The 23,747-nt window shown below is 71.4% G+C and carries 26 protein-coding genes and 1 other RNA gene; 14 read left to right on the top strand and 13 right to left on the bottom strand.

Going from position 1 to position 23,747, the window contains the following annotated elements; genetic code table 11:
- Positions 1 to 31 precede the first annotated feature (31 nt).
- Entirely contained in the window at positions 32 to 1,219 is a 1,188-nt protein-coding gene (locus EDD54_RS07185) for an AGE family epimerase/isomerase (protein WP_126535340.1), read from the top strand.
- 113 nt (positions 1,220 to 1,332) lie between these two features.
- Positions 1,333 to 2,907 (top strand): AMP-binding protein, encoded by a 1,575-nt coding sequence (locus EDD54_RS07180; RefSeq protein WP_208112160.1) that lies wholly within the window; start codon positions 1,333 to 1,335, stop codon positions 2,905 to 2,907.
- 370 nt (positions 2,908 to 3,277) lie between these two features.
- Here EDD54_RS07180 and EDD54_RS07175 read toward each other — a convergent pair whose 3' ends face one another.
- Positions 3,278 to 4,087, bottom strand: coding sequence for an enoyl-CoA hydratase (locus EDD54_RS07175; RefSeq protein WP_126535342.1), 810 nt, complete (start codon positions 4,085 to 4,087; stop codon positions 3,278 to 3,280).
- Between the two features lie 188 nt (positions 4,088 to 4,275).
- On the opposite strand from EDD54_RS07175, the gene cysE reads away from it, so the two are divergent.
- Both cysE and EDD54_RS07165 read left to right on the top strand, forming a co-directional pair.
- Positions 4,276 to 5,109: a serine O-acetyltransferase gene (gene cysE, locus EDD54_RS07170; protein ID WP_126535343.1), complete on the top strand. Its 834-nt coding sequence runs from the start codon at positions 4,276 to 4,278 to the stop codon at positions 5,107 to 5,109.
- Positions 5,110 to 5,247: 138 nt separating this feature from the next.
- Positions 5,248 to 5,460, top strand: a complete 213-nt coding sequence (locus EDD54_RS07165) for a DUF3126 family protein (RefSeq protein ID WP_126535344.1) — start codon at positions 5,248 to 5,250, stop codon at positions 5,458 to 5,460.
- Between the two features lie 76 nt (positions 5,461 to 5,536).
- Here the strand turns inward: EDD54_RS07165 and EDD54_RS07160 are convergent, their stop codons facing one another.
- A complete protein-coding gene (locus tag EDD54_RS07160; RefSeq protein WP_126535345.1) occupies positions 5,537 to 6,289 on the bottom strand; it encodes a hypothetical protein in 753 nt (250 codons plus the stop codon).
- Between the two features lie 177 nt (positions 6,290 to 6,466).
- Between EDD54_RS07160 and EDD54_RS07155 the strand changes: the two genes are divergently transcribed.
- Positions 6,467 to 6,793, top strand: a complete 327-nt coding sequence (locus tag EDD54_RS07155; RefSeq protein WP_207620367.1) for a DUF6949 family protein — start codon at positions 6,467 to 6,469, stop codon at positions 6,791 to 6,793.
- 88 nt (positions 6,794 to 6,881) lie between these two features.
- The gene (locus tag EDD54_RS07150) at positions 6,882 to 7,412 is read left to right on the top strand and encodes a gamma carbonic anhydrase family protein (RefSeq protein ID WP_126535346.1); all 531 of its coding nucleotides are present in this window, start codon (positions 6,882 to 6,884) and stop codon (positions 7,410 to 7,412) included.
- Between the two features lie 131 nt (positions 7,413 to 7,543).
- On the opposite strand, the gene EDD54_RS07145 is transcribed toward EDD54_RS07150, so the two are convergent.
- The 3 genes from EDD54_RS07145 to EDD54_RS07135 all read right to left on the bottom strand — a co-directional run bounded on the left by EDD54_RS07145 (position 7,544) and on the right by EDD54_RS07135 (position 9,921).
- Positions 7,544 to 8,143 (bottom strand): transglutaminase-like cysteine peptidase, encoded by a 600-nt coding sequence (locus EDD54_RS07145; protein WP_245515660.1) that lies wholly within the window; start codon positions 8,141 to 8,143, stop codon positions 7,544 to 7,546.
- A 288-nt stretch (positions 8,144 to 8,431) separates the two neighbouring features.
- Positions 8,432 to 9,046, bottom strand: coding sequence for a PilZ domain-containing protein (locus EDD54_RS07140; protein WP_126535348.1), 615 nt, complete (start codon positions 9,044 to 9,046; stop codon positions 8,432 to 8,434).
- Between the two features lie 239 nt (positions 9,047 to 9,285).
- Positions 9,286 to 9,921, bottom strand: coding sequence for a PAS domain-containing protein (locus EDD54_RS07135; protein WP_208112159.1), 636 nt, complete (start codon positions 9,919 to 9,921; stop codon positions 9,286 to 9,288).
- Between the two features lie 497 nt (positions 9,922 to 10,418).
- Here EDD54_RS07135 and EDD54_RS07130 point away from each other — a divergent pair, with 497 nt between their 5' ends.
- The gene (locus EDD54_RS07130; RefSeq protein WP_126535350.1) at positions 10,419 to 11,174 is read left to right on the top strand and encodes a rhomboid family intramembrane serine protease; all 756 of its coding nucleotides are present in this window, start codon (positions 10,419 to 10,421) and stop codon (positions 11,172 to 11,174) included.
- A gap of 132 nt (positions 11,175 to 11,306) precedes the next feature.
- Positions 11,307 to 11,741, top strand: coding sequence for a CBS domain-containing protein (locus EDD54_RS07125; protein WP_245515659.1), 435 nt, complete (start codon positions 11,307 to 11,309; stop codon positions 11,739 to 11,741).
- Between the two features lie 183 nt (positions 11,742 to 11,924).
- On the opposite strand, the gene EDD54_RS07120 is transcribed toward EDD54_RS07125, so the two are convergent.
- Both EDD54_RS07120 and EDD54_RS07115 read right to left on the bottom strand, forming a co-directional pair.
- Positions 11,925 to 13,502 carry a sensor histidine kinase gene (locus EDD54_RS07120; RefSeq protein ID WP_166653436.1) on the bottom strand — a complete coding sequence of 526 codons (1,578 nt, stop codon included), beginning with the start codon at positions 13,500 to 13,502 and terminating at the stop codon, positions 11,925 to 11,927.
- Positions 13,503 to 14,420: 918 nt separating this feature from the next.
- A complete protein-coding gene (locus EDD54_RS07115) occupies positions 14,421 to 14,687 on the bottom strand; it encodes a hypothetical protein (protein WP_126535353.1) in 267 nt (88 codons plus the stop codon).
- Between the two features lie 482 nt (positions 14,688 to 15,169).
- On the opposite strand from EDD54_RS07115, the gene EDD54_RS07110 reads away from it, so the two are divergent.
- The 6 genes from EDD54_RS07110 to EDD54_RS07085 all read left to right on the top strand — a co-directional run bounded on the left by EDD54_RS07110 (position 15,170) and on the right by EDD54_RS07085 (position 18,982).
- The gene (locus tag EDD54_RS07110) at positions 15,170 to 15,649 is read left to right on the top strand and encodes a hypothetical protein (protein WP_126535354.1); all 480 of its coding nucleotides are present in this window, start codon (positions 15,170 to 15,172) and stop codon (positions 15,647 to 15,649) included.
- A 70-nt stretch (positions 15,650 to 15,719) separates the two neighbouring features.
- On the top strand, positions 15,720 to 16,307 hold the full coding sequence (locus EDD54_RS07105) for a hypothetical protein (RefSeq protein ID WP_126535355.1): 588 nt from the start codon (positions 15,720 to 15,722) through the stop codon (positions 16,305 to 16,307).
- A 100-nt stretch (positions 16,308 to 16,407) separates the two neighbouring features.
- Positions 16,408 to 17,112 (top strand): TerB family tellurite resistance protein, encoded by a 705-nt coding sequence (locus EDD54_RS07100; RefSeq protein ID WP_126535356.1) that lies wholly within the window; start codon positions 16,408 to 16,410, stop codon positions 17,110 to 17,112.
- Positions 17,113 to 17,156: 44 nt separating this feature from the next.
- Positions 17,157 to 17,624 (top strand): DUF983 domain-containing protein, encoded by a 468-nt coding sequence (locus EDD54_RS07095; protein WP_126535357.1) that lies wholly within the window; start codon positions 17,157 to 17,159, stop codon positions 17,622 to 17,624.
- Positions 17,617 to 18,348, top strand: coding sequence for an NUDIX hydrolase (locus EDD54_RS07090; protein WP_126535358.1), 732 nt, complete (start codon positions 17,617 to 17,619; stop codon positions 18,346 to 18,348). The genes EDD54_RS07095 and EDD54_RS07090 overlap by 8 nt, the downstream gene beginning before the upstream one ends.
- A gap of 7 nt (positions 18,349 to 18,355) precedes the next feature.
- Complete coding sequence (locus tag EDD54_RS07085; RefSeq protein ID WP_126535359.1) at positions 18,356 to 18,982, top strand: GNAT family N-acetyltransferase; 627 nt, start codon at positions 18,356 to 18,358, stop codon at positions 18,980 to 18,982.
- Here EDD54_RS07085 and EDD54_RS07080 read toward each other — a convergent pair.
- The 6 genes from EDD54_RS07080 to EDD54_RS23410 form a co-directional block, all read right to left on the bottom strand.
- Positions 18,951 to 19,424, bottom strand: a complete 474-nt coding sequence (locus tag EDD54_RS07080; protein ID WP_126535360.1) for a paraquat-inducible protein A — start codon at positions 19,422 to 19,424, stop codon at positions 18,951 to 18,953. The two genes, EDD54_RS07085 and EDD54_RS07080, sit on opposite strands and share 32 nt — an antisense overlap.
- 363 nt (positions 19,425 to 19,787) lie before the next feature.
- The gene (locus tag EDD54_RS07075; RefSeq protein ID WP_126535361.1) at positions 19,788 to 20,309 is read right to left on the bottom strand and encodes a hypothetical protein; all 522 of its coding nucleotides are present in this window, start codon (positions 20,307 to 20,309) and stop codon (positions 19,788 to 19,790) included.
- Positions 20,310 to 20,374: 65 nt separating this feature from the next.
- An RNA gene (gene rnpB / locus EDD54_RS07070) (RNase P RNA component class A) lies at positions 20,375 to 20,757 on the bottom strand.
- A 70-nt stretch (positions 20,758 to 20,827) separates the two neighbouring features.
- Positions 20,828 to 21,988: a PQQ-dependent sugar dehydrogenase gene (locus tag EDD54_RS07065; RefSeq protein ID WP_126535362.1), complete on the bottom strand. Its 1,161-nt coding sequence runs from the start codon at positions 21,986 to 21,988 to the stop codon at positions 20,828 to 20,830.
- A gap of 399 nt (positions 21,989 to 22,387) precedes the next feature.
- Positions 22,388 to 22,834, bottom strand: coding sequence for a barstar family protein (locus tag EDD54_RS07060; protein WP_126535363.1), 447 nt, complete (start codon positions 22,832 to 22,834; stop codon positions 22,388 to 22,390).
- A 147-nt stretch (positions 22,835 to 22,981) separates the two neighbouring features.
- A complete protein-coding gene (locus EDD54_RS23410) occupies positions 22,982 to 23,689 on the bottom strand; it encodes a lytic transglycosylase domain-containing protein (RefSeq protein ID WP_126535364.1) in 708 nt (235 codons plus the stop codon).
- Between the last annotated feature and the right edge of the window lie 58 nt (positions 23,690 to 23,747).

Genomic DNA, 23,747 nt, shown 5'->3' with positions numbered 1-23,747 from the left:
CTCCGCTTCCCTCCTGCAGTCGAGGATCTCCATGCCTTCGGACGGGTCCCACGCCTTCGCCGCCGCCGTCGCCGTGCGCGACCGCCTGACCTCGTGGCTGCATCTCGAGGCGCTGCCGACCTGGGCGGCCTTCGGCGTCGACCACGTCAACGGCGGCTTCCACGAGGTCGTGGGCCTGCGCTGCGAGATCGAGGCGCGGCCGCGGCGCGTGCGCGTGGTCGCCCGGCAGATCTTCTCCTTCGCGGTCGCCGGCCGTCTCGGCTGGGGCGGGCCGTGGCGGCGGATCGTCGACGAGGGGCTCGACTGGTTCCTCGCCCACTGCGTCAAGCCGGACGGCACCGTGCGCATGCTGGTCGCCGCCGACGGCAAGGCGCTCGACGATACCTTCAACCTCTACGACCAGGCCTTCGCGCTGTTCGCCCTCGCCGCCGCCGCGAGCGTCGCGTCCGACCGGGCCAAGGCCGAGGACGCCGCGCTGAAGCTGCGCGCCGCCCTCCACGCGACCTGGAAGCACCCGGTCGCCGGCTTCGAGGAGGCCTCGCCGCGCACGCTGCCGCTGAAGGCCAACCCGCACATGCACATGTTCGAGGCCTGCCTCGCGTGGGAGGAGGCCGGTGGCGACGCCACCTGGAGCGCGCTCGCCGACGAGATCGCCGAACTCTGCCTCGCCAAGCTGATCGATCCGGCAGCCGGCGGCTGGCTGAAGGAGTTCTTCGACGGCGACTGGGCGCCGATGCCCGGCGAGGCCGGCCGCATCGTCGAGCCGGGCCACCATTTCGAGTGGGCGTGGCTCCTGACCCGCTGGGGCGTCAAGCGGTCCCGTCCCGACGCGATCCGCGCCGCCGGCCGTCTGGTCGAACTCGGCGAGGAGCCGGGCGTCGACCGCGCGCGCGGCGTCGCCATCATGGAGATGCTGGAGGACGGCGGCGTGCGCGACGGCACGGCGCGGCTGTGGTCGCAGACCGAGCGCCTCAAGGGTCACGTCGCGCTCGCGGGCGTCGCCACCGACGCGGCGGCACGGGACGAGCATTTCGCCGCGGCGGCCGCCGCCGGCGAGGCGATGCTGCGCTTCTTCGACGTCGACACCCCGGGTCTCTGGCGCGACCGCATGGAGGTCGACGGCAGCTTCCGCGTCGAGCCGGCGCCGGCCAGCAGCTTCTACCACGTGATCTGCGCCATCGAGGAACTCGAGAAGGCCGTCGCGGCCGGGGGTATCTGAGCGATCCCAGGGGCTTCCCCATCCCTTCCGTTGCGTTAGATTGCGTTACGGAACGGCCGGCGACTCCGGGCGGGGGCGGGGAGGACGGGATGGCGGCAGGACGAGCCGAGGGGATGGTCACGGCCGGGCGCGACCCCGTCGCCGCCGGACTCGATCCGGCCTTCTGGAACCGCGGCCTGTTCGAGGCCTTCCTGGACGGACGAACCATGGCCGGCGGCGACGTCGCCGCGGTCGAGGACCAGGATCGCCAGCCGCTGACGCGCGACCGTCTGCTGCTCGCGGCCGCGGTGCTCGGACGGCGTCTCGCCACGATGACGGCGAGGGGCGAGCGGGTCGGCGTGCTGCTGCCGAACGTCGGCGGTGCGGCGGTGACGCTGCTGGCGCTGACCGCCTACGGCCGCGTGCCGGCGATGCTGAACTTCTCCGCCGGGCTCCTCAACCTCGAGGCGGCCTGCACGGCGGCGGGCATCCGCACCATCGTCACCTCCGACGCCTTCGTGCGCACGGCCAAACTCGACGAGGTCGTCGCCAAGCTGGCCGAGAAGACGACGGTGATCCGGCTCGAGGAGGTCCGGCGTGCGCTGACCCTCGTCGACAAGGCGATCGGCGCCGCCTACTCCAAACTGCCGCGGCTGTTCCACGCGCCGTTCCGGCCGAAGCCGGACGACGTCGCCGTGGTGCTGTTCACCTCGGGCACCGAGGGCGTGCCGAAGGGCGTCGCGCTCAGCCACGCCAACCTGCTCGCCAACGTCGCCGAGATCCGCGCCGCGTGGCGGTTCCGGCCCGACGACGTGATGTTCAACGCCCTGCCGGTGTTCCACTCCTTCGGGCTGACGGCCGGGCTGCTGCTGCCGCTGGTCGGCGGTTTCAAGTCGTTCCTCTATCCCTCGCCGCTGCACTACCGGCAGATACCCGGCTTCGTGAAGGCGGCTGGCACGACCATCCTGCTCGCCACCGACACCTTCGCCGCCGGCTGGGGCCGGGCCGCCGAAGCCGACGACTTCGCCACCGTGAAGATGACCATCCTCGGCGCCGAGCGGGTCAAGGAGGCGACGCGGCGGCTGTGGCGCGAGCGCTTCGGCATCGAACTCAACGAGGGCTACGGCGCCACCGAATGCGCCCCGGTGATCGCCGTGAACATCCCGGGCTCGGCGCGCGAGGGCACCGTCGGGCCGCTGCTGCCGGGCATCGAGGCCCGGCTCGAGCCGGTACCGGGGCTCGCCGAGGGCGGCCGGCTGCTGGTGCGCGGGCCCAACCTGATGCGCGGCTACTTCCGCGTCGACCGGCCCGGCGTGCTGCAGCCGCGCGATGGCGACTGGTACGACACCGGCGACATCGTCACCATCGACGCCGACGGCTTCGTCGCCATCCGCGGCCGCGCCAAGCGCTTCGCCAAGGTCGGCGGCGAGATGGTGTCGCTCGCCGCCGTCGAGGCCTATGCCGCGGCGATCTGGCCGGAGGCCTCGCACGCGGCCGTGGCGGTGCCGGATCCGCGCAAGGGCGAGGCGGTGGTGCTGGTGTCCGATTCGGCCGACGCCACGGTCGAGGGCCTGATCGCCTATGCGCAGGACCACGGCATCGGCGAGATCATGATGCCGCGCAAGGTGGTCAAGGTCGACGCGCTGCCGGTGCTCGGCACCGGCAAGGTCGACTTCGTCGCCATCGCCGAGATCGCCGCGAAGGCCTGATCCCGCATCCTCGACGTCCCCGAATCCTCCACGTCAACGTCGGCCGCGGCGGGAATCGCGAGGTTCCCCCGGCTGCTCGGCGTGCGGATTCGCGCGGCGGCGGAGAACGCCCGAGGGTGCGCGCGGGCTCTCCGCCGGAACTTGAGCCGGCGGCGAATCGACATTTCGAATCAATAGTTTGTAGGGCATATCGCAGATCGTGCGAGAAGCCCTTCGCGCGCTTGAATCCTTGCGCGAGGTGGTTGCCCTTCCGCTGGAACGGCAACGCCGGCGCGGCAGGCACGTCGGCGCGGCCGACAAGGAATCAGAGCCGGCCGATGCGGGCAAGCGCGAAAATCGGGCAGGTCGTCCGCGCGGGGCGCAGCGGGGGTCAGCGGCCGGTGAAGACCGGCTCGCGCTTCTCGCGGAAGGCGGCACGGCCCTCGGCGTAGTCCTGGCTCTCGAAGCAGAGCTCGGCGAGTTCGCGGGCGCGGCCCCAGTCGCCGGCCGCGCTGCCGACGGCGGCGTCGATGGCGGCCTTGACGGCGCGCTGGGTCATCGGCGCCAGCGCCGACACGCGGGCAACGTAGGCGACGGCGGCGGCCTCGAGTTCGTCGTCGCGGACGAGTTCGTCGACGAGGCCGATCCGGAGCGCGGTGGCGGCGTCGATGCGCTTGGCGGTGTAGAACAGGTCCTTGGCGCGCGAGGGGCCGATCAGCGCGACGATGTCGGCGACCGCCTCGGGCGGGTAGGCGAGGCCGAGCCGGGCGGCGGGAATGGCGAAGACGGCGTCGTCGGCGGCGATGCGGATGTCGCAGGCGGCGGCGAGCCCGACGCCGCCGCCCATGCAGAAGCGGCGGATCACGGCGACCGTCGGCTTCTCGGCCCGGCGCAGGGCGGCGAAGGCGGCGGCGTTGGCGGCCTCGTAGCTGGCCGAGGTGGCGGCGTCGGCGCGCACCACGTCGAATTCGGTGATGTCGGCGCCGGAGGCAAAGGCGCCGCCCTCCGAGCCCGTCAGCACGACGACGCGGACGTCCTCGGCGGCCTCCAGCGTGGCGACGGCTTCCGGGATCGCCTGCCACATGGCCAGCGAGAGCGCGTTGTGGCGGCCCGGGTTGTCGATGCCGATGCGGCCGAGACCGCCGATCACGTCGACGGTGATCCGACCTTCGGGGGCCGTCGCGGCGCGCGTCTTGCGCATCTGTTCACCCTCCTGGAGGCGATCTCGGAAACGTCATTCCCCGGAGCGCTTTTCAGGCGTGCCGCGGGGCTCTATCCTTAGCCCCTGGATGCCCGGCCGGCCACGCTCCCTTCGTCGGAGGCGGGGGCGGCGGGGCGCCCCACCGCGGGCGCGAGACCCGCACCCGACCTCGAGGACCCGGCACCCCCATGACCCTCCCCGTGAAGGCCGCTCCCACGCGTGCGCTCGAAACCGTCGACCCGGTGTGGCAGCGCATCTGCGAGGAGGCGCGTCAGGCGATCGAGCGCGAGCCGGCCTTCGGCGGCTTCCTGCACGCCACCGTGATCGACCAGCCGCGCCTCGAGGAGGCGGTGGTGCAGCGCGTCGCCGACCGGCTCGGCAACGAGGCGGTGCCGTCGACGGCGATCCGCCGCGCCTATTCCGAGGCGCTGGCCGACGATCCCGCCATCGGCGAGGCGTTCCGCAGCGACATCGCCGCGGTGTTCGACCGTGACCCCGCCTGCGACCGCATGCTGGAGCCGGTGCTCTACTTCAAGGGCTTCCACGCGATCCAGACCCACCGGTTGGCGCACTGGCTGCTCGCCAAGGGCCGCAAGGACTTCGCGATGTACCTGCAGAGCCGGTCGTCGGAGGTGTTCCAGACCGACATCAACCCGGCCGCCCGGCTCGGCCGTGGCCTGTTCTTCGACCACGCCACCGGCATCGTCATCGGCGAGACCGCTGTGGTGGAGGACGACGTCTCGATCCTGCAGGGCGTCACCCTCGGCGGCACCGGCAAGGAGACCGGCGACCGCCACCCGAAGATCCGCCACGGCGTGCTGATCGGCGCCGGCGCCAAGATCCTCGGGAACATCGAGGTCGGCCGCTGCTCGCGCGTCGCCGCCGGCTCGGTGGTGCTGAAGCCGGTGCCGCCCTGCACCACGGTGGCGGGCGTGCCGGCCCGGGTGATCGGCGAGGCCGGCTGCGCCGATCCGGCGCGCTCGATGCGGCAGACCTTCCCGGACGCCGGTCAGGCGATCTGACGCCGTCCCCGCCGCTCCCGGCAGCCGCCGGGAGAGGGCGGGGCGATTCCCACCGCTTCCTCGGGGCGCCGGCCGATGGCGGGTTCCATCGCGCCGCGGTCCGTGCCAGAAGACCGCGACCCAACCCGGAGGAAGGCCGTGACCAAGGACGAACTCAACAAGATCGAGCGCTATCTCCGGCGCAGCCTCGGATCGCCGACGATCACGGTGAAGGCGCGCCCGCGCAAGACCGACTCGGCCGAGGTCTACGTCGGCGAGGAGTTCATCGGCGTCGTCTTCGAGGACGACGAGGACGACGAGAAGTCCTACAACTTCCAGATGGCCATCCTGGGGATGGACCTCGAGGACTGATCCCCACGGAGCGGATCGACCCCATCGCGGCGGGCGGCGGATCGGACGGTCCGCCGCCCGCGCGCGTTTCGGGGGATCAGGCCGTTACGCCGAAGGAGAGCAGGAGGCCGCGCACGCCCTCGGCGATGCCGCGCCAGTGCGGCAGCAGGCCCTTGCGGAAGCGGATCTGGACCGAGAGGTCGGAGCCGGCGTGGATCTCGGTGAGGCAGGGCGCGGGATAGCCGCTGCCGTCGGGCGCGAGGCAGTGGGTGGTGAAGGGCCGCGTCGAGCCGGCCTCGTAGTAGACCTCCTCGCCGGCGAGGCCGGAATCCTCGCCGAGGCGGTGTCCGACGAGGCCGTCGGGGGCGGCGAGGGCGGTATTCTCGAAGAAGTGCTGGTAGACGTTGGCGACGCGGCCGGCGCTGTCGGTGGCGGTGTCGCGCTTGCGGATGGTGAGGAACACCACGGGCGCGTCGGCCGAGCCGTCGAGGAAGGCGGCGCGGCTCTCGGCGGTGAAGCCGGCGAAGGCCGGCCAGGACACCGCGAGTTCGACGTGGTCCTGCGGGCCGACGACGCGCTGGTTCTCGAAGCGGAACATGTTGGCCGGGATCGTCAGCCGCTGGTCGCCGACGAAGGTGGCGATCGGCGTCGGATCGGTGACGCGGCCCTCGATGTCGGCGACCGTGCGGGTCCAGCCGATCACGATGTCGGCGAGCACGAGGCCGCCGGCGACGATGACGCAGGAGGTGGCGACGCGCAGCGCCCAGGCGGTCGCGCTCGCGCGCTTGGCCGGGCGGCGCACCGCCTGGAACACGAGGTCGTCCTCAACGGACGCGGCGTAGCGAGCCAACGACCCCTCCCACTATGAGACGCCGGACCGTCCCGACCTTGGGCGGGCGGCATGCGACCGATCCCGGAACCCCCGCATTCGCGGGCTCCGGCACGGCGGCCCGAGCTTTGCGAATCCGTAAACGAGATCACCCACACCGTTTCATTTCGGATCTCGGTTAACGGAGCGTTAAAGGCCGTGTCGTCCGACCTCGTCATCTCCTCCTTCCTGATCGCCACCGGGTTCGTCAGCGCCGGCATCCTGGCCTCGGCCTACCAATTGGTCACGGCGCAGCCGGTGCGCTTCGACCTCGGCGACGACCGCCTGCTGATGGGGCTGGCCACGATCATCCTGCTGATGTTCGCCGGTCCCGCGGTGCTGATGCGCAACGCCGTCCGCGGCCGGATGATCGAGCGCCGCCACGGCGGCTGGCTGGTCGCCTCCACGGCGATCGCCGGGGCGTGGAGCCTGTGTTCGGGCACCGTCGTGATGCAGTTCGCCCTCGCCCTCGGAAACAGCCTCTGACGGGGCGACGAAGGGCCCCGTGCACCGAAGTCGCATGGCGCGGGGGCGGAGCGGGGGATAGCGTCGGGGCGACCCGATGGAGTGCGCCATGCCGATCTACGCCCTCGACGACCACGTGCCCGCGATCGCCGACGACGGCTCGGTGTGGGTGGCGCCGGACGCCTCGGTGATCGGGAAGGTCGAACTCGGGGCCGGGGTCGGCGTCTGGTTCGGGGCGGTGTTGCGCGGCGACAACGAGCCGATCGTCATCGGTGCCGGCACCAATCTCCAGGAACACGTGATGGTGCACACCGACCCGGGCTTCCCGGTGACGGTGGGGCGCGACTGCACCATCGGCCACCGCGCCATCCTGCACGGCTGCACCATCGGCGACGGCGCGCTGATCGGCATGGGCGCGATCGTGCTGAACGGGGCGGTGATCGGCCCCGGCTCGTTGGTCGGCGCCGGGGCGCTGGTCACCGAGGGCAAGACCTTCCCGCCGAACTCGCTGATCGTCGGATCGCCGGCGAAGGTGGTGCGCAGCCTCGACGAGGCGGCGGTGGAGAAGCTGAAGGCCTCCGCGACCCGCTACACCGCCAACGCCGCCCGCTTCGCCAAGGGGCTGAAGCCGGTCGGCTGAGCGGGGCGGGGCCGGTCGCCCCGGGGGCGGGTGTTCACGTCACGATCGGGCCGAAACCGGTCCGACGGGGAGGCGCCGGGCTCTCCCGGTGCGGACGCTCGCGCCGGGCCGCGGGAGGCCCCGGCTGTTCGTCAGTTGCGCGTGCTGCCGACCAGCACGTCGCGGCCGTCCTCGATCTGGTCCCAGGCGGCGGCGTCGCGGGTCGACTGGCGCTTGAGGTAGCGGTAGGGCGTGTGGCTCCACAGCTCGATCGCGTCGGTCTTGTTGTCGAGGATGAACTCGCCGCGGTCGGTGCGCACGGTCAGCACGGCGTGGCCGTCGCCGGCCTCGTCCTTGACGACGGTCATCAGGAGCGCGCTCGCCGGCCAGCCGGCGGCGATCAGCTCGCGGCGCTTCTCGAGGGCGTAGTCCTCGCAGTCGCCGACGAATTTCGGATAGTCCCAGCGCTCGAGCACGCCGTAGATCTGCAGGTCGGTCGCCGGCAGCACCGCGGCGTTGACCGCCTCGTTGAGCTGGTTGAGGCGGGCCCAGACCGCGTCGGTCAGCCGGACCATCTGGTTCGGCTTGTCGTAGACGCCGCAGTCGTCCGGATGGGCGGCGCAGAACTGGACGTGACCGAGCGGCGGGGCGCTCGGGCCGGTCACGCGCATCGGCGCGGCCGCCGCGAAGGACGTCCCGAGAACGACCGCCAGCGTTGCCGCCGTGAAGTACTTCGTAAGCGTCGCGATCATTTGCATCGTCGTGACGTCTCCCTGTCCACGCCACGAAGATGTCACATTCGATTTGAAGTCGCGTGAAATGCAGAAATCAAAACTCCGACTTCAAAACCACCCTCCGTTAATTCTACCGAAGCCTGAATTCGGAGAAAATTTACTTTAAGGTCTTGCCGACGAAATCGTTAAAAATCGAACGATCGTCCCGGGAATCCGGGATTCGCGAGCCGAAACGCGAAAACCCCGGCCTTGGGGGCCGGGGCTCGGACGGAACGGAACGGGAGTGGCGGCGGACGCCGCCGTCGGTCAGAGATTGTTCTGGATCATGTCCTCGGTCTGCATCATCGCGAACTCGACGGCGACGCCCTCGTCGAAATGGCGGACCACGCGGGCGCGCATGCGGCCGAGGGTGATGGCGGTGCCGAGGGCGGGGCGGACGTCGAGGGCGATGGCGGCGCCGGACATCGAGACGTCGATGATGCGGCAGCGCATCTCGCGGCCGTCCGGCAGCACGACGTTGGAGAAGGGCACGCGCGGCGTCATGCGCTCGTGGCGGCGGTCCTCGGGCAGGTTGAGGACGTTGCGGTTGGCGAGCCAGGTCAACTGGGCGGCGAGCTTGTCGCGCTTGCGGGCGGTCGCGTTGACCGACATCGCGAAGCCGCCCTCGAACACGCGGGTGATCTCGCCCTCGATGCGGCCGACGTGGTCGAGATAGGCGACGATGCGCTGGCCGATCTCGCCGGACACCGGCGTCATCAGCGCGGCGCCGCCCGGCGACATGTCGACGACCTGGCAGGGATACTCGGAGCGGTTCGGCAGCATGAAGCGGCCGAGCACGTTGATCCTGACGCGCTGGAAGCGGCGGCGCTCCGGCTTGGGCAGGCGGCGTTCGCGCTTCGGCGTTTCCGGTTCCTGGTTCATGCGCATGCCCGCCCGACGTGTGGATCCTTCCGGATCCCCCCGAGGTCAGCCTAGGTGGACACGACTAAGAAAAGGTTGACCGCCCGCCCGCGGCCTTCACGAACGCCGCGCTCATACCTGTCTCGCAAAGTCCCGACTCGTCGGGACTTTGCGAGGTCTCGGCCTTTCAGCCGGCGCCCGGTCGGGCGCTTCTCGCCCGCAACGCTCCGACCACGGGTCGGAACTTTGCGAGCTCGGTATCAGGAGTCGGCCCGGCCGCCCTCGATCACGCGGAGGTGGCCGACGCGTCGGCCGCCGTCGGCGGGGCGGGCCTGGGCGCGCACGATCGCCGGCGGCTCGCCGCGGCGCTCGGCGCGGTCGGCCTCCTCGGCGGTGCGCAGGAAGCTCGGGCGCTCGTCGGGCCAGATCAGCCGGAGGCTCTGGATCGGCTGGCGCACGACCGGGTGGGTGCCGAACCAGTAGGGCGTCTTCAGCGGCGCGTAGCAGCCGAGGATGCGGGTGTGGTGCGGGCCGTCGTGCTGCAGCGGCAGCATCATGATCTCGACCGGCGCGGTCTGGCCGCGCTCGTTCTGGGCCTCGAGCCCGACCACGGCGGCGGCACCGTCCTCGACGATGGCGGCGAGCAGGCAGGCGATCGCCTCGCGGTCCTTGCCGACCCACATGTCGAGCAGGTTGCGGCCCTTGAGCTCGCGGCAGTAGGCGGCGCAGAGCCGGGTGCCGGCGAGGCGGAAGCTGTAGGTCAGGCGGTCGTCGGCCTCGAGGATGAAGGTGTCGCCGAGGATGTGGCGGATGTCGCCCGGCTCGACCTCGAACCGGCGCGGCGCCGTGCGGTCGCCGCGCAGGCGCGACCAGTAGTCGTACAGCGTCCTCGTCACGGCGTGCTTCATCGACAGCCCCCGAACCCCGGTACCGGCGCGTGCGCAACGGTCGGCAGACCCGGTGCCGAATTCCAATTCGACACACGACGCCTCTCTTAGCGCACCGCTCGGGGGCTTCGGAGCAGGAGGCGTGCCAGGGGGAGCCTCGTCCACATCTTCGTGGCGGATCGGCGGGTTTCCGCGGCTTTCGCGTTAACCCTGATCGCGGGTCGCCGTTGCGCCGGGGCGGTTCCCGTCCCATCATGAAACCCACGGGAACTCGCTCTCCGAGACAGCAGAGACGACGACTTCCAGCGACACCGAAGGTTAACTTCGGGAGGCGTCGAGCCCGGTGCCGGTCTCCGGCCCGGGCTCTTTTTTCGCCCGAAGGGACATCCCGGCCCCGCCCCGACACGGCGGCGATTCGTCCGGCGGACGAAGGCCTTGTTGCCCGCGGCGCCCCGACGTCCTATGTCCTCGCCTGTCCCGACACGCCACGGCCGGATCCCGAAGCGATGAGCGACTTGTCCCCGCGGCGCGAGCCGGCCCTGAACCTGCCCGGCGTCGTGGTCGCGCTCCTGGCCGTGATGGCCGCGATCCACCTCGTGCGCACGCAACTGCTCACCGACGCCCAGGACCTCGATCTCCTCGCCCGTTTCGCCTTTGTGCCGGGCCGCTACGACGGCTCGGCCGAGGCCGCGTCGCTTCCCGGCGGCGCGCTCGCGGGCCTTTGGACCCCCTTCACCTACGCGCTGCTCCACGGCGACTGGGGCCACTTCCTGATGAACGGGATCTGGCTCGCCGCCTTCGGCAGCGCGCTGGCGCGCCGCTTCGGCGCCGCCCGCTTCCTCGTGTTCTCCGCGCTGGCGGCGGCGGCCGGCGCCGGCGTGTTCTATCTCGCCCACCCCGCCGCCTGGGTGCCGGTGATCGGCGCCTCGGGTGCCATTTCGGGGCAGATGGCCGCGACGGCGCGCTTCGTGTTCCAGGCCGGCGGCCCGCTCGCCGCCCGCCGCGGCGATCGCCGGGTGTTCGAGACCCCGGCGCTGCCGCTCGGCCGTCTGTTCGCGGACCGTCAGGTGGTGGTGTTCCTGGTGCTCTGGATCGCGAGCAACCTGCTGTTCGGCCTCGGCGTGGTGACGCTCGCGGGCGAGGAGTCTCCGATCGCCTGGGAGGCCCATCTCGGCGGCTTCGCCTTCGGCCTCGTCGCCTTCTCCCTGTTCGACCCGGTGCGGCCGCCGGCCGCAGCCGTTCCGGCCGCCGACCGCGACTAATTGCGCATCGGGGCAGGTTGAGCTTCAATCGATTTAGACCCATCATTCCCGTGCATGGGCGCCGCTTCGGCGCCGCGCGGCTCCCCAGGGGGAGGGGCCCGTTCCACCCGAATGCGCGGAGGAGGCACAGCCTTGACCACCGTTCAGACCATCCTGAACCTCAAGGGCGGCGACGTCGCCACCGGCGATCCGTCGCTCACCGTCGGCCAGATCTGCGCCCGGCTCGCGGAGCAGCGGATCGGCGCGATCGTGATGACCGACGAGCAGCGCCACGTCATCGGCATCATCTCCGAGCGCGACGTCGTGCGCGTCATCGCCCAGCACGGCGCCGAGGTGATGGCCGAGCCGGCCGGCCGCTTCATGACCCGCACCGTGGTGACCTGCACCCGGCGCGACACCATCGACGAGCTGATGGACATGATGACCCGCGGCCGCTTCCGGCACGTGCCGGTGGTCGACGGCGGCCGCCTCGTCGGGATCGTCTCGATCGGCGACGTGGTCAAGCATCGGATGGCCGACATCGAGCGCGAGGCCGAGGAGATCCGAAACTACATCGCCACCGCCTGATCCGCGGACGGCTGGCCCGGGCGCGCCTTCGGGGGGAGGTGTGCGCGGTCGCCGTGCCGCCGAGGCCACCCGGCCGGCTCGTCGCCGACCGGGTGGCCTCGGCGCAGCGGACCGGGGAGGAAGCGGACCGGGGAGGAAGCGGACGGAACCGGCGCGCCCGAGCGGCCGTGTGGGCGGCCGTCGTCAGCGCGTCGGTTCGGTGCGGACGGGCCGGGTGGGCATCTCGACGCGGAACACGGCGCCCTCGCCGGGGCGGGCGTCGGCGGAGATGGTCCAGCCGTGGCGCTCGCAGACGCGGGCGCAGATCGCGAGGCCGACGCCGGTGCCGGCATATTGCCGGTCGGCGTGGAGCCGGCGGAACGGCTCGAAGATCACCGCCGCATGGGCGGGATCGAAGCCGATGCCCTTGTCGGCGACTTCGAGGACGCGGCCGCCGCCGGGCCGGCGCTCGAAGCGCAGCGCGATCGCGGCGGGCCGGTCGGGGTGGCGGTACTTCAGGGCGTTGACCAGCAGGTTCTCGATCAGCTGGCGCATTTGCGAGGCGTCGGCCGCGACCACGCCGGCGCTCATCCGGTCGTCGATCTCGACCGGGACGTCGCGCCGGCTCGCGAGCAATTCGGCCAGGGTGTCGCGCACAAGCGACGGCACGTCGACCGGCACGCGCTCGAGCTTGCGGTTGCCGAGTCTCGACCACGCCAGCAGGTCGGTGATCAGCGCCCGGGCCCGGCGGGCGGAATCCTTGATGACGCGGGTGGCGTAGGCGACCTCCTCGGCGTCGCCCTTCTCGAGGCTCTGGGTCAGGAGGTCGGTGAAGGTGCCGATCTTGCGCAGCGGCTCCTGCAGGTCGTGCGAAGCGACGTAGGCGAACTGGTTGAGGCCGGCGTTGGCCTTGGCGAGCTGCTGCTTCTTCTCCACCATCTCGGTGACGTCGGTGGCGACCAGGAGCAGGCGGGCACCGTCGCCGGCGGGATTCTCGTAGGGAATCCGGTCGGTGCGCATCCAGCGCTCGCCGCCTTCGCCGTCGTCCCAGGCCTCGACGCGGCCGAGCAGGGGCATCCCGGTCGACAGGGTGCGGGCGTCGATGCCGCGGCTCTCGGCGGGCCGACGGACGTGGCGGCCGGTGTCGTTCGCCGCCACGATGCGGCCGTCCTGGTCGTAGGCGGCGATCGGCGACGACAGGTTCTCGACGATCATCGCCAGTTCGTCACGGCTCTCGACGATGCCGCGGATCCGGCGCTGCCGCTCGACCGCGCCGAGGAACCACTGTGCCACGCGCTCGACCAGACGGCACTCGGCGTCCGAGAACGGCGCGCCGCGCGGCGACGCGGCGAGGAAGGCGAAGGTGAAGACCTCGCCGGAGGCCTCGACGGCCCTGACCAGCGCGCTGCCGATCCCCATGCCGGCGAGGGCGTGGTGGCCGTCGGCGGCGGTGTCGGCCGAGTGGAAGGCCGCTCCGCCGGCCGGCGCCAGCATTGCGGCGGCGGCGCGCGCGGCGGCGGCCGGGGCGGCGGCGCGCACGGCCGCGGGGTGGAACACGGTGTCGAGCGGGCGGATGCCGTCCTCGCCGCGGCGCCCGGCCTCGCCGACGTCGACGCCGAGATGGGCGACGACGGCCGCCAGCGCGTCGGCGGTCTGGTCCGCGAGCGAGGCGTCGGTGGTCGTGGCGATCGCGAGCAGCGTCTCCAGGGTGGCGGCGAGATCCGCGGACGCCGGATGGCGCCCGGACGGGGCGCCGATTGGCTGATGGATGGTCGCGGCCATGATGGTCTGATCGAGACTTGCGCAGGCGTCGGCCGCGGAAGCGGGCCGTCGGGAAATGGTCCCCAACCGGGACCCTCGTGCCCTAGAAATGGCCTTCCCGGCCCGCGGACGCAAGCTGCGGCACGGCGAAAGATGCCGCCGTGGTCGACCGTCCGGCCGGAGCCATGGTCCGGGTGCGGACGTGCGAGGCGCTTCTCCGCGGAGAACGGCGGGTGCCGGCGCGTGCCGCGCCGGATCGACGCGCCGGGTCGGATTCGGGCGGGGGCCGAGGCCGTGCGCCGCGCGGGGCCGCATGTCCGCGCAACCGGATCGGGACTTCCGCGGATGTGGAAAATCGAAGACGAATTTTCTACGAATCGCGACGCACCGGCGTCCAAGCGGTTGAAAATCCGCTAATTCCGAGTGGACGGTAAAATTTCTTGGCGATCGACTGCCGCGCTGCACAATCGAATTCGGTTGCACAGGTCGGATTTACGACTAGCTTGGTCGAGTGACTGTGAAGCGAAAGGCGAGGCCAGCCATGAGCATGACCAGGAGCCTGAACGTCATCGCCGTCTGTGCCGCGTTCGCGTTCGTCGCCGCCATCGTCGTCGGCGCGATCTGAGGCGGGAGGCCGAGGCCACGGGCGCGGCGCCCGGGCCGATGCCGGCGACGTTCCGCCGGCGGACAGCATCGACCGGCGGCACGCGATGCCGCGGTCAAGGACGACTTCTCGAGATCATCCGACGCATCGACCGCTGCACGTCCCTCGGGATCCGTGCGAATCGCGGCCGGTGGCGGGGCGGATCGCGGCGCCCGAACGGGCGTTTCGGAGGGAGATCCCCGTCCATCGGGGCCGCGGCGCGCGTCCGCGGCTCCATTCCACGTGTCGGTCCGAACCGGTCGGCACCGCACTCGGCGGTGACCGAAACCCGTCCGTCAGGCGGCGAAGACGATGCGCTCGATCTCGGCGCGACGGCCGTCGCAGCGGCCGAACACGCGCGCCGGCACCGGGGCGGCGTCCTTGAGGACGACGACGGCCCGGCCGTCGAACAGGAAGTCGACGGTGGAGATCGAGGCCGCGTCGGTCTCGATGCGATCGACCTCGGCCGAGGCGAAGGTGGCGGTCAGCTTCGCCCACTCGGCAGTGTGCTCCAGGGGGAAGCGGGCCACGGCGTCGGCGATGAGGGTCTTGGTCGGGCTCATGATCGTTCCGGTTTTTCTGGCCGCCTGGGGTCGCGGTCACCACGATCCTCGGCGGGAGGCGTTGTTTTCCGGCTAATGCGGACGAAACTGTGGCGACGGTCGCACCATCCACGACGGTTTCGTGGGGATGGACACGGTTACGATCGTCTTACGGGACGGGTTTCAAAGGCTCTTCCCGCGAACGGGGTGCGCGCGGTCACGAGGGGCTGAAAATCCCGTGATCCCAACGTTTTGACCGCTGCCGTTCCGACCGGCGCCGACCGCGGCCGGACGGTCGCGACGCCGCCGTTCCGGCCGGGTGCGATTTCTTTACCGTGGAGAACGGTCGGACAATTCCGGCGCCGTGCGGCGCGGCGGCCACAGCCTCGGACGGGGGCGGTTCGGCGGGATTCCCGGCATTCGAGCGACCCCGTTCACCCCGGCTTAAGGCGCGGGCGCGATCCTGGACCCTCGTATCCGGCTGTTTCCGGCGGAGTATTGTCGTGCGTATCGGTTCCGGATCCAACGCCAACCGGCAGGCGTGGGCGGCCTCGCGCAACAAGGTCGCGAGCAGCACCGCCGAGATCTTCAGCGGTCCCCGGCAATCCGGCACCGACTGGGCGGCCGTGTTCCTGCAGTCGACCGACAACACCGCGGCGTTCAAGGACTACGTCCAGCGCAACATCGACAAGTTCAGCGGCGACACGCTGAAGGCGATGCTGATATCGACCGACCTGATCGACTGGTACAAGGAAAAGCAGCAGAAGGAACTCGCCGACGCGGCCAAGAGCCTCGCCGACAAGATCGACGTCCTGCAGGAGGCCAAGAGCACCAACCGGTTCTTCAGCCGTTTGCGGCTCTACACGCCGACCGCGACCACCACCGACACGACCGCGACGACGACCACCACGACGACTGCGAGCGAGGGCGACGGCGCGGCCTCGACCGACGCGGCGGGCGACGGCGTCGACGTCACGGTCTAGGCTCACACCGCCCCGCGGATTCACCCGGCATTAACCATGCGGCACGGAAACTCGCCGGCGGAGGGCCGTCATGGCGATTTCCGGGTACCGCGCCGGCTACCAGCCGATCAGGACACCGCAGGTGTCGATCAAGACCTACGGGGTGGCCGGGAAGTGGTCGTCCGAGGCGGTGCGCGCGCGTTCGACTTCGGGATCGGCCAACGCCAACGACCTGTTCTTCGGGCCGCAGCAGACCGGCCCGGACTATGGCGCGATGTTCGCCACCATCTCCGGCGACGGCCAGACCGAGGCACTGAAGGACTACGTCAAGCGCAACGTCGACAAGTTCAGCGGCGGCACCCTGCAGGGCATGCTCGAGGCGACCGGGCTGGTCGACTGGTACACGCAGCGCCAGCAGGAGGAGCTGGCCAAGGCGGCCAAGAGCATCCAGGACAACATCGACGCGCTCGACCTTTCCAGCCTGCGCTCCGACCGCACCAAGCAGATCCTCGCGGGGATCGAGCCGGCCAAACCCGCGACCGCGCCCCCGACCGCCGGCACCACGACGACGGACGGCACCACGGCCACCGGCGGCACGTCGACCGCGACCACCGGCGACGCGACCTCCGGCGGCACCGGCACGGCGGCCGCGAGCCAGGGCGTCGACATCCTGGTCTGAGCCCGTCTCCCGCCTCTCCCGCCGGACTCACGCACCCGTGCGCGTGCGTCGCGCCGGATCCGCTCGCCCTTCGCGCCGAACTCCCCTAGACTGGACCGCGATGAGCCTCTGGTCCCTCCTCTCCGACGTCGTGTCGCGCCTGCCCTTCGCGGGCACGGTCGGCTGCGCCTTCGACCGCGTGGTCGAGGTGCTGCGCGCCGCGGTGTCGCCGGAGGAGCGGCGTGCCGTCGCGTTCACGATCTCGATGATCGCGCTGTCGGCCAAGATGGCCAAGGCCGACGGGGTCGTCACCGACGACGAGGTCTCGGTGGTCAAGCGTCTGCTGGTGGTGCCCGAGCACGAGCGCGCCAACGTGGCGCGGCTGTTCAACATCGCCAAGCAGGATGCCGCCGGCTTCGAGGCCTATGCCGAGCGGATCGCCGACCTCCACCGCGACGCCCCCGAGATGCTCGAAGACGTGCTCGACGGCCTGTTCGTGATCGCCGGCGCCGACGGCCTCGTGCACGACCGCGAGCGCGCGTTCCTCGAGCGCGTCGCAGACATCTTCCACGTCTCGACCGCGGCCTTCGGGCGCATCATGGCCCGGCACGTCCGCCCCGAGGCGAGCGATCCCTTCGTGGTGCTCGGCGTGCCGCGCGACGCCCACCCCGACGAGATCAAGCGGGCGTGGCGCCGGCAGGTCTCGGACAACCACCCGGACCGCCTGATCGCCCGCGGCCTGCCGGCCGAATGCGTCCGGATCGCCACCGAACGCGTCGCCGCGCTCAACGCCGCCTACGACCGCATCGCCCGGGAATACGCCTGATCCCGGCCGCGCCCGTACCGTTCCTCTCCACCGGACCCGCCGTCATGCCCACCGAGACCTGGACTCCCGCCGCCGACCGCGCCGATCTCGCGCTGCCGAAGCGCTCGCTGTGGCAGGCGGTCAAGCGCGGCTTCGCCTGCCGCTGTCCGGCCTGCGGCAAGGGCCGGCTGTTCCGCGCCTACATCAAGCCGGTGGCGACCTGCGAGGCCTGCGGCGAGGACCTGTCGCACCAGCGTGCCGACGACGCGCCGCCTTATTTCACCATCGTCGTGGTCGGCCACGTCGTGGTGCCGGCGATCCTCTACGTCGAGACCCACTACAAGCCCGACGTATACCTTCAGCTGCTCGTCTGGCTGCCGCTGACGCTGATACTGTCGCTGGTGCTGCTGCAGCCGATCAAGGGCGCGGTCATCGGCTGGCAGTGGGCCTATTACATGCACGGCTTCAATCCGCTCGGAGCCGACGACGAGGACCGCACCCATCGACCGGTCGCGGAGGGGGATGTTGGCTGACGAGAGCAAGGCGGCTGGGGCCGCCCGCAAGAAGGCGTTGGTGCCGAAAGACGCGGCGACGCTGCTGATCCTCGACCGCACGGCGTCCGGCGTGTCGGTGCTGATGGGCAAGCGCCGTGACGACCTCGCGTTCAACCCCGGCGCCTACGTGTTCCCGGGCGGGCGGGTCGACGCCGCCGACGGCCTCGTGCCGGCTGCGGTCGGTCTGCCAGAGCCGCTCGAGGCGCGGCTGATCGACCGGATGCGTCCCAAGCCGTCGCGTCGGCGCGCTCGTGCGCTGGTGGTCGCGGCGCTGCGCGAGACCGCCGAGGAGACCGGCTACCTGGTCGGCCGCGCCGGTGCCGGCTTCGCCAAGGCCCCGCCGGACGGTTTCGCGCCCTTCGTCGAGCATGCGGTCGGGCTCGACCTGTCGCTGGTCAAGCTGGTCGGCCGCGCGATCACGCCGGTGAAGCGGCCGCGCCGCTTCGACGCCCGCTTCTTCGCGGTCTGGGCCGACGACGCCGTCGCGCACGTGCCCACCAGTCCGGTGCCGCCGGACAACGAGCTCTCCGACGTCCGCTTCGTGCCGCTCGCCGACACCGGGACGCTGAACCTGCCGCGGATGACGGTGATCATGCTGCGCGAGCTCGCCGACCGGCTCGCCGCCGATCCCGACCTCTCGCGCGACCTGCCCGCGCCCTTCTTCGTGCCGCGCGGCGAGAACCACCGCCGCGAGACGATCTGAGCCCCCGATGACCCGCATCCTGCCCGACGGCTACCACGCGCTCGCGCCCGGCAAGCTCGCCAACGTCGTGACCTTCCTCGAGACGACCGCGCCGCCGGCCCCGTCGGGCCGGCCGGCGCCGGCGGGCTACCGCCTCGAGCGGGTCGAGCGCTGGACGCTCGCGGAGTTCCGCCGGCTCTACGTCGAGATCGGGGCGCGCTGGCTGTGGACGTCGCGGATGCTGATGTCCGACGCCGTGCTGGCCGAACGGCTGCACCGGCCGGGCACCGAAGCCTACGTGCCGGTGTCGGACGGCAAGGTCATGGGCATCCTGGAACTCGACTTCGCCGATCCCGCCGATGTCGAGCTGTCGTTCTTCGGTCTCGTGCCAGAGGCGATCGGCGGCGGCGTCGGTCGCTGGCTGATGGAGGAGGCGTTCCGCATCGTCTGGAGCCGGCCCGAGACGCGCCGGCTCTGGCTGCACACCTGCCACTTCGACAGCCCGCAGGCGCTGCCCTTCTACGTGCGCATGGGCTTTTCGCCCTACGCCCGGGCGGTCGAGGTGCACGACGACCCGCGCCTGATCGGCCGGCTCGATCCGGCCGCCGGGCCGCACGTGCCGGTCATCGCGGAGGCGCGGCTGCCGGATCTGTGAGCCCCGGCGCGCCGCGTTCCAACAGCAGCGCGGCGACGGCGGCGGCGACGGTGGAGCCGGCGTAGGCCCACAGGCCCGGCTCGGTCACCGCCTCGGCGAGGCCGCTGGTCTTGGCGGCGAACACCACCAGCGCCACGACCACGACGTCCATCATCGACCAGCGTCCGAGGGCGTGGAGATGGCGCACCGGCGGCCCCGAGACGCCGGCGGCCGCGAGCTGCAGCGCGACCAGCTTCACGGCCGGGAACAGGATCGAGGCGAGCGCCACCACGGCCGCGAGCGGCAGGTCGCCGTCGGCGTGGAGCCCGACGACGACGTCGACCAGCGACGGCTCCTCGGTGAGGAACCACAGCCGGTCGAGCCTCAGGATCGGCAGGACGAGGCCGAGCGGCAGCAGCAGCGCGGCGACGAGGATCAGCAGCGAGGGCAGGGCGTTGCGCATCGCCGCCAGTATGCACGGCGGGGCGCGCCGGCCAACGGGGCGGGGCGGGCCGTCGGGGCTTCGGAGCAAGAAGCCGCGTGTCGTCGTGCCGACGGTTCGGCTCGACGCCTGCCGAGACATCCTTCCCCTCAGGGGAAGGTGCCGTGCGGAGCGAGGCGGAAGGGGTCGCGACGACCGGCGGAGTCGGCCGTTCCGCCCGCGACGTCCGCCTCGGAGCCAGTGGAACCCCGACCCCTTCCGGCCCTCCGGGCCACCTTCCCCTGAGGGGTAGGATGAGTTGGCGCTCGTCGCCACGGTTCGTCCGCAAGGCGTCGCAGAGCGGATGAACAGCGATGGCAAGGCCGACGGGGAGGGACGAGGTCGTCAGGGCTTCGGATCCGCGTCGTAGACGATCGCCTTAAGCGAACTCACCGCGCCTGCCACCTTCTGGATGGCGGCGGTGTTGGCCGTCGCGCTGTCCACGATCTCGCCGAGGGTCCGCAGCGTCGGCAGCCAGGATGCCTGCGCCGCGGCCGCGGCCACGTTGGCTTCGGGGGGCTGCGCCGCGATCACGGCCTCGAGTTCCGCCGCGATCTTCTTGGTCGCCTGAGCAAGATCCAGGAAATCGGCATTCAGTTTCGCCACGGACTTCTGCAATTCGTCCAGCGTGGTGGTCGTCTTCCGCGCCGTTACCAGTTCGAAGCCGTCCTTGCCCCATTTGAAGCTCTGGATCCAGGGCAGGGCGATCGAAACGATGCCGAGGCCGAACAGGGCGGCGTTCGACAGACCGATCTCGCGTTGGTTCCAGGTCAGCCAGATCGCCGTGGCGATGGCGACGCAGCCGACCGTGATCGTCAGCCATCGGGACCATGCGAGGCCGTCTTCCCCACCGGTCGAATCCGTCATGGAAACCTCCCCCGTCCGATGCTCCGGACAAAGGGTAGTTCCGATCGTTCAATTCCACAACAGATTGTGCCAGCCGGTCTGTAAGCCGGGTTCTGTGAGCGGTTTCCCGCCCGACGACCATTCATCTGGGACGTCCGTTGCCGGACGCCTCGCGCAACCCACCCGGGCGGCTGGCTCGGAAACGAACCGGGTCCGGAGACCCGCGCCGCCCCTATTCGGTCTTGCTCCCGGTGGGGTTTGCCGTGCCGTCTCCGTTGCCGGAGCCGCGGTGGGCTCTCACCCCACCGTTTCACCCTTACCCCGGCATGCCGGGGCGGTCTGTTTTCTGTGGCACTTTCCCTGGGGTCGCCCCCGCCGGGCGTTACCCGGCACCGTGTTTCCGTGGAGCCCGGACTTTCCTCCCGGGCACGCTTTCGCGTCTCGCCCGAGCGGCCGTCCAACCGGCTGGCGCGGCCGATGTGGCACGCCGTCCCCGCCGGGTCAAGGCGGCGGGGGCGGCGGTTCCGGTCGGCGCCGGCTCAGGGCGCCGGCTTCAGACGCAGGATGCGGCCGGGGTCCTCGTCGGTGGCGGCGTAGACGTAGCCGTCGGGCCCGCCGCGGACCATGCGGATGCGCTGGCCGCGGTCGGTGAGGAGGCGCTCCTCGGAGAGCACCTTGTCGCCGGCCATGTCGAGGCGGACGATGCCGGGGGCCTGCAGGCTGCCGATCAGAATGTCGCCCTTCCAGGCGGGGAAGGCGTCGCCGGTGTAGAAGGACAAGCCGCCCGGCGCGATCACCGGCGTCCAGTGCCGGATCGAATCGACCATGCCCGGCTGGCTGTGCTTGCCGGTGCCGACCGGCGAGCCGTCGTAGTTGAGGCCCCAGGACACCACCGGCCAGCCGTAGTTGCGGCCCTTGCGGATCACGTTGAGCTCGTCGCCGCCCATCGGGCCGTGCTCGAGTTCGAACAGGGTGCCGGTGAGCGGGTTGAAGGCGAGCCCCTGCGGATTGCGGTGGCCGTAGGTCCATATGGCGCGGTTGCGGCCCGGCTGGCCGGCGAACGGGTTGTCGGCGGGGATGCCGCCGTTCTCGCCGAGGCGGATCACCTTGCCGAGGCCGTTGTTCAGCCGCTGCGCCGCCGGGTCGGACGGATATTGCTGGCGGTCGCCGAGGCTGACGAAGACGTGGCCCTTGCCGTCGAAAGCGATGCGCGAGCCGAAGTGGCCGGCGCCGTCGAAGCGCGGCCCCTGGGTGAAGAGCACGGTCCAGCCGGTGAGGCGCGTCAGGTCGGCCGAGAGCTTGGCGCGGGCGAGCGAGGTGGCGGCGCCGGTCGGCGTCTGCCGGGCGTAGGTGAAGTAGACCAGCCGGTTGCGCGCGAAGTTCGGATGGAGCGCGACGTCGAGCAGGCCGCCCTGGTTCTCGAACACGACCGCGGGCACGCCGGCGATCGGCGCGCCGAGCGTGCCGTTCATGGCGAGCCGGCGCAGCCGGCCGGGCTTCTCGGTCACCAGCATCGAGCCGTCCGGCAGGAAGGCCATGCCCCAGGGATAGACGAGGCCGGCGGTGACCTCCTCGACGGTGAAATTCGCGGACGCCGCGGCGGGCGCGGCGGCCGGCGCCGCCGGCGCGGGATCGGCGGCGGCCGGCGCGACGGTGGCGACGAGGCCGAGGGCGAGGGCGGCGAAGGTGGCGAGGCGCAAGGTGTCGATCCTCCCTGAGAAGGCGCGCACGGTCGGTGCCGACGCGTCCGGTCCGGCGGGATCGCGCCGGCTTCGCCCCCCGATTCGCTCCCGCGGCGATGATAGCGCGCTCCCGCCAGCCGGACAGGGGCGGCGGCGGCGATCACCGGGCAGGGTGAGGAAAGCGTGAGCGACTGCCGGCCGGGCGCGGGGTCTCCGTCGGAGCCGGATCGTGCCGGTCCCGCGGCGAACCGGTTCGTCGGCCGCGTGCGTGCTGCGGTCTACGATCGTTCCCCGCGCGGTTTCGGCGAACGGGGCGGACCTTTGCGGGACGGTCGCCTTCCGGTGCCACGCCGGAACGCCGCGGCGAACCGGCTGCCCACGCAGTCGAGTGCAGAGATCTCAAGTCGGACGATCCGATCAGCTTCGGCGTCGTTGAATGAGCTTCAAAATGAAGTCGATACTGGCCATGGTCTCCGGCGGGAACACGACCACGAGGTCGCGCGCAACATTGGGCCAGTCGGGAGTGGAAACGAACGAGCCGGGCTCGGGGTTAGTCGCCCAATCTTCGAGTACACCCTTCAGCACGTCGATGTAGGTGCGGCATTCCGCCGGATCGTTGCGCAGCGGCAGGTCGTCGTGCACGAGGACGACCCTCCTGTTCTCGATCCAGCCGAAATCACGCAAGCAATCGACCAGGGCGTCCCAGTTCCTGCCGAAATAGCCCGGGAACGCGGCGACCTCCGACAAGGTCTCGAGGAGTTCGTGTTTGGACGCAAGGCCGGACGGAATTCGGGCCACGAAATCCCCGTCCTCGAGCAACGATTCCGGCTGGCTCGAATATACGAAGTCGGTCCTGCCGGCCATCACGGCTCTCCGGGGGTATCGGAACGAACCCTCGATAGCAGCCCGGCGCCTGACCTTCCACAGGATGGCTCTTCGCGTCGGCCCCGTCTCGTGAAGTCCCGACGCGTCGGGACTTCACGCGGTTTCGGTTCGTCGTTCGGCCCGGCGTCAGAGCGCGGCGACGTAGGTCTTGACGCGGCCGCAGTAGGCGCTGGCCTGCCGGGTCATCTTGCGGGCGGCGTGGCCGCCGTTGTAGCGCAGGATGGCGCCGCAGGTGTCGCCGTCGGCGAGCGCGTAGGCGCGGGCGAGGTAGCGCATGCCCCAGGCGAGGTTGGTGTCGGGGTCGTAGAGCGCCGCGGTGGTGCCGCGGTAGCCGATCGCCCGGGCGGTCGACGGCTTGATCTGCATCAGCCCGACCTCGCCGTGGCTGCCGCGCGCGCGCGGGTTGAAATTGCTCTCCACTTTGACGACCGCCTCGGCGAGGTCGGCGGGCACGCCGGCGGCCTCGGCGTGGCTGCGCACGAGGGCGCGGAGGTCGGTGCGGTTCGCGGGCCGCTCGGCGGTGGCGGCCGGCTTCGTCGCGGTGCGCGGTGCCGCCTCGGCGGCGCGGTGGCGGCGGTGGGCGCGCGGCGCCTCGGTGGCCGCGGCGGCAGTGCGGGTCCCGGTCGCGGTCGTCTCCGCCGCGGCGGCGCGGCGGGCGCGGGCGGCCTGCCAGAGCTCCCAGATGCTGTCGGGTTCGTCGGCGGCGGTGGCCGCGGCGGCGTGGTTCTCCTGTTTCGCGGTCGAGGCGGCCTGCGCCCCGGTGATCGACAGGGCGGTCGCCGCCACGATGGCCACGGCCACGAGGGCGCCGCGCTGATCGGTCGAAATCTTCATGCGTAAGTCTTCCCGTAAGGCCCAAGATCAGGCGGGCATCTTCTTCTTCGGTGTTTGG

Source organism: Oharaeibacter diazotrophicus (genome assembly GCF_004362745.1).
In the GTDB taxonomy this organism is placed as follows: Bacteria; Pseudomonadota; Alphaproteobacteria; order Rhizobiales; family Pleomorphomonadaceae; genus Oharaeibacter; species Oharaeibacter diazotrophicus.
This window is presented reverse-complemented; position numbering and strand designations above follow the sequence as displayed.

Excerpts from the sequence above, each read along its gene's own strand:
- EDD54_RS07185 (WP_126535340.1), top strand. The coding sequence starts at position 32 with ATGCCTTCGGACGGGTCCCACGCCTTCGCCGCCGCCGTCGCCGTGCGC.
- EDD54_RS07180 (WP_208112160.1), top strand. The coding sequence starts at position 1,333 with ATGGTCACGGCCGGGCGCGACCCCGTCGCCGCCGGACTCGATCCGGCC.
- EDD54_RS07175 (WP_126535342.1), bottom strand. The coding sequence starts at position 4,087 with ATGCGCAAGACGCGCGCCGCGACGGCCCCCGAAGGTCGGATCACCGTC.
- cysE (WP_126535343.1), top strand. The coding sequence starts at position 4,276 with ATGACCCTCCCCGTGAAGGCCGCTCCCACGCGTGCGCTCGAAACCGTC.
- EDD54_RS07150 (WP_126535346.1), top strand. The coding sequence starts at position 6,882 with ATGCCGATCTACGCCCTCGACGACCACGTGCCCGCGATCGCCGACGAC.
- EDD54_RS07145 (WP_245515660.1), bottom strand. The coding sequence starts at position 8,143 with ATGATCGCGACGCTTACGAAGTACTTCACGGCGGCAACGCTGGCGGTC.
- EDD54_RS07140 (WP_126535348.1), bottom strand. The coding sequence starts at position 9,046 with ATGAACCAGGAACCGGAAACGCCGAAGCGCGAACGCCGCCTGCCCAAG.
- EDD54_RS07130 (WP_126535350.1), top strand. The coding sequence starts at position 10,419 with ATGAGCGACTTGTCCCCGCGGCGCGAGCCGGCCCTGAACCTGCCCGGC.
- EDD54_RS07120 (WP_166653436.1), bottom strand. The coding sequence starts at position 13,502 with ATGGCCGCGACCATCCATCAGCCAATCGGCGCCCCGTCCGGGCGCCAT.
- EDD54_RS07115 (WP_126535353.1), bottom strand. The coding sequence starts at position 14,687 with ATGAGCCCGACCAAGACCCTCATCGCCGACGCCGTGGCCCGCTTCCCC.
- EDD54_RS07105 (WP_126535355.1), top strand. The coding sequence starts at position 15,720 with ATGGCGATTTCCGGGTACCGCGCCGGCTACCAGCCGATCAGGACACCG.
- EDD54_RS07100 (WP_126535356.1), top strand. The coding sequence starts at position 16,408 with ATGAGCCTCTGGTCCCTCCTCTCCGACGTCGTGTCGCGCCTGCCCTTC.
- EDD54_RS07095 (WP_126535357.1), top strand. The coding sequence starts at position 17,157 with ATGCCCACCGAGACCTGGACTCCCGCCGCCGACCGCGCCGATCTCGCG.
- EDD54_RS07085 (WP_126535359.1), top strand. The coding sequence starts at position 18,356 with ATGACCCGCATCCTGCCCGACGGCTACCACGCGCTCGCGCCCGGCAAG.
- EDD54_RS07080 (WP_126535360.1), bottom strand. The coding sequence starts at position 19,424 with ATGCGCAACGCCCTGCCCTCGCTGCTGATCCTCGTCGCCGCGCTGCTG.
- EDD54_RS07075 (WP_126535361.1), bottom strand. The coding sequence starts at position 20,309 with ATGACGGATTCGACCGGTGGGGAAGACGGCCTCGCATGGTCCCGATGG.
- EDD54_RS07060 (WP_126535363.1), bottom strand. The coding sequence starts at position 22,834 with ATGGCCGGCAGGACCGACTTCGTATATTCGAGCCAGCCGGAATCGTTG.
- EDD54_RS23410 (WP_126535364.1), bottom strand. The coding sequence starts at position 23,689 with ATGAAGATTTCGACCGATCAGCGCGGCGCCCTCGTGGCCGTGGCCATC.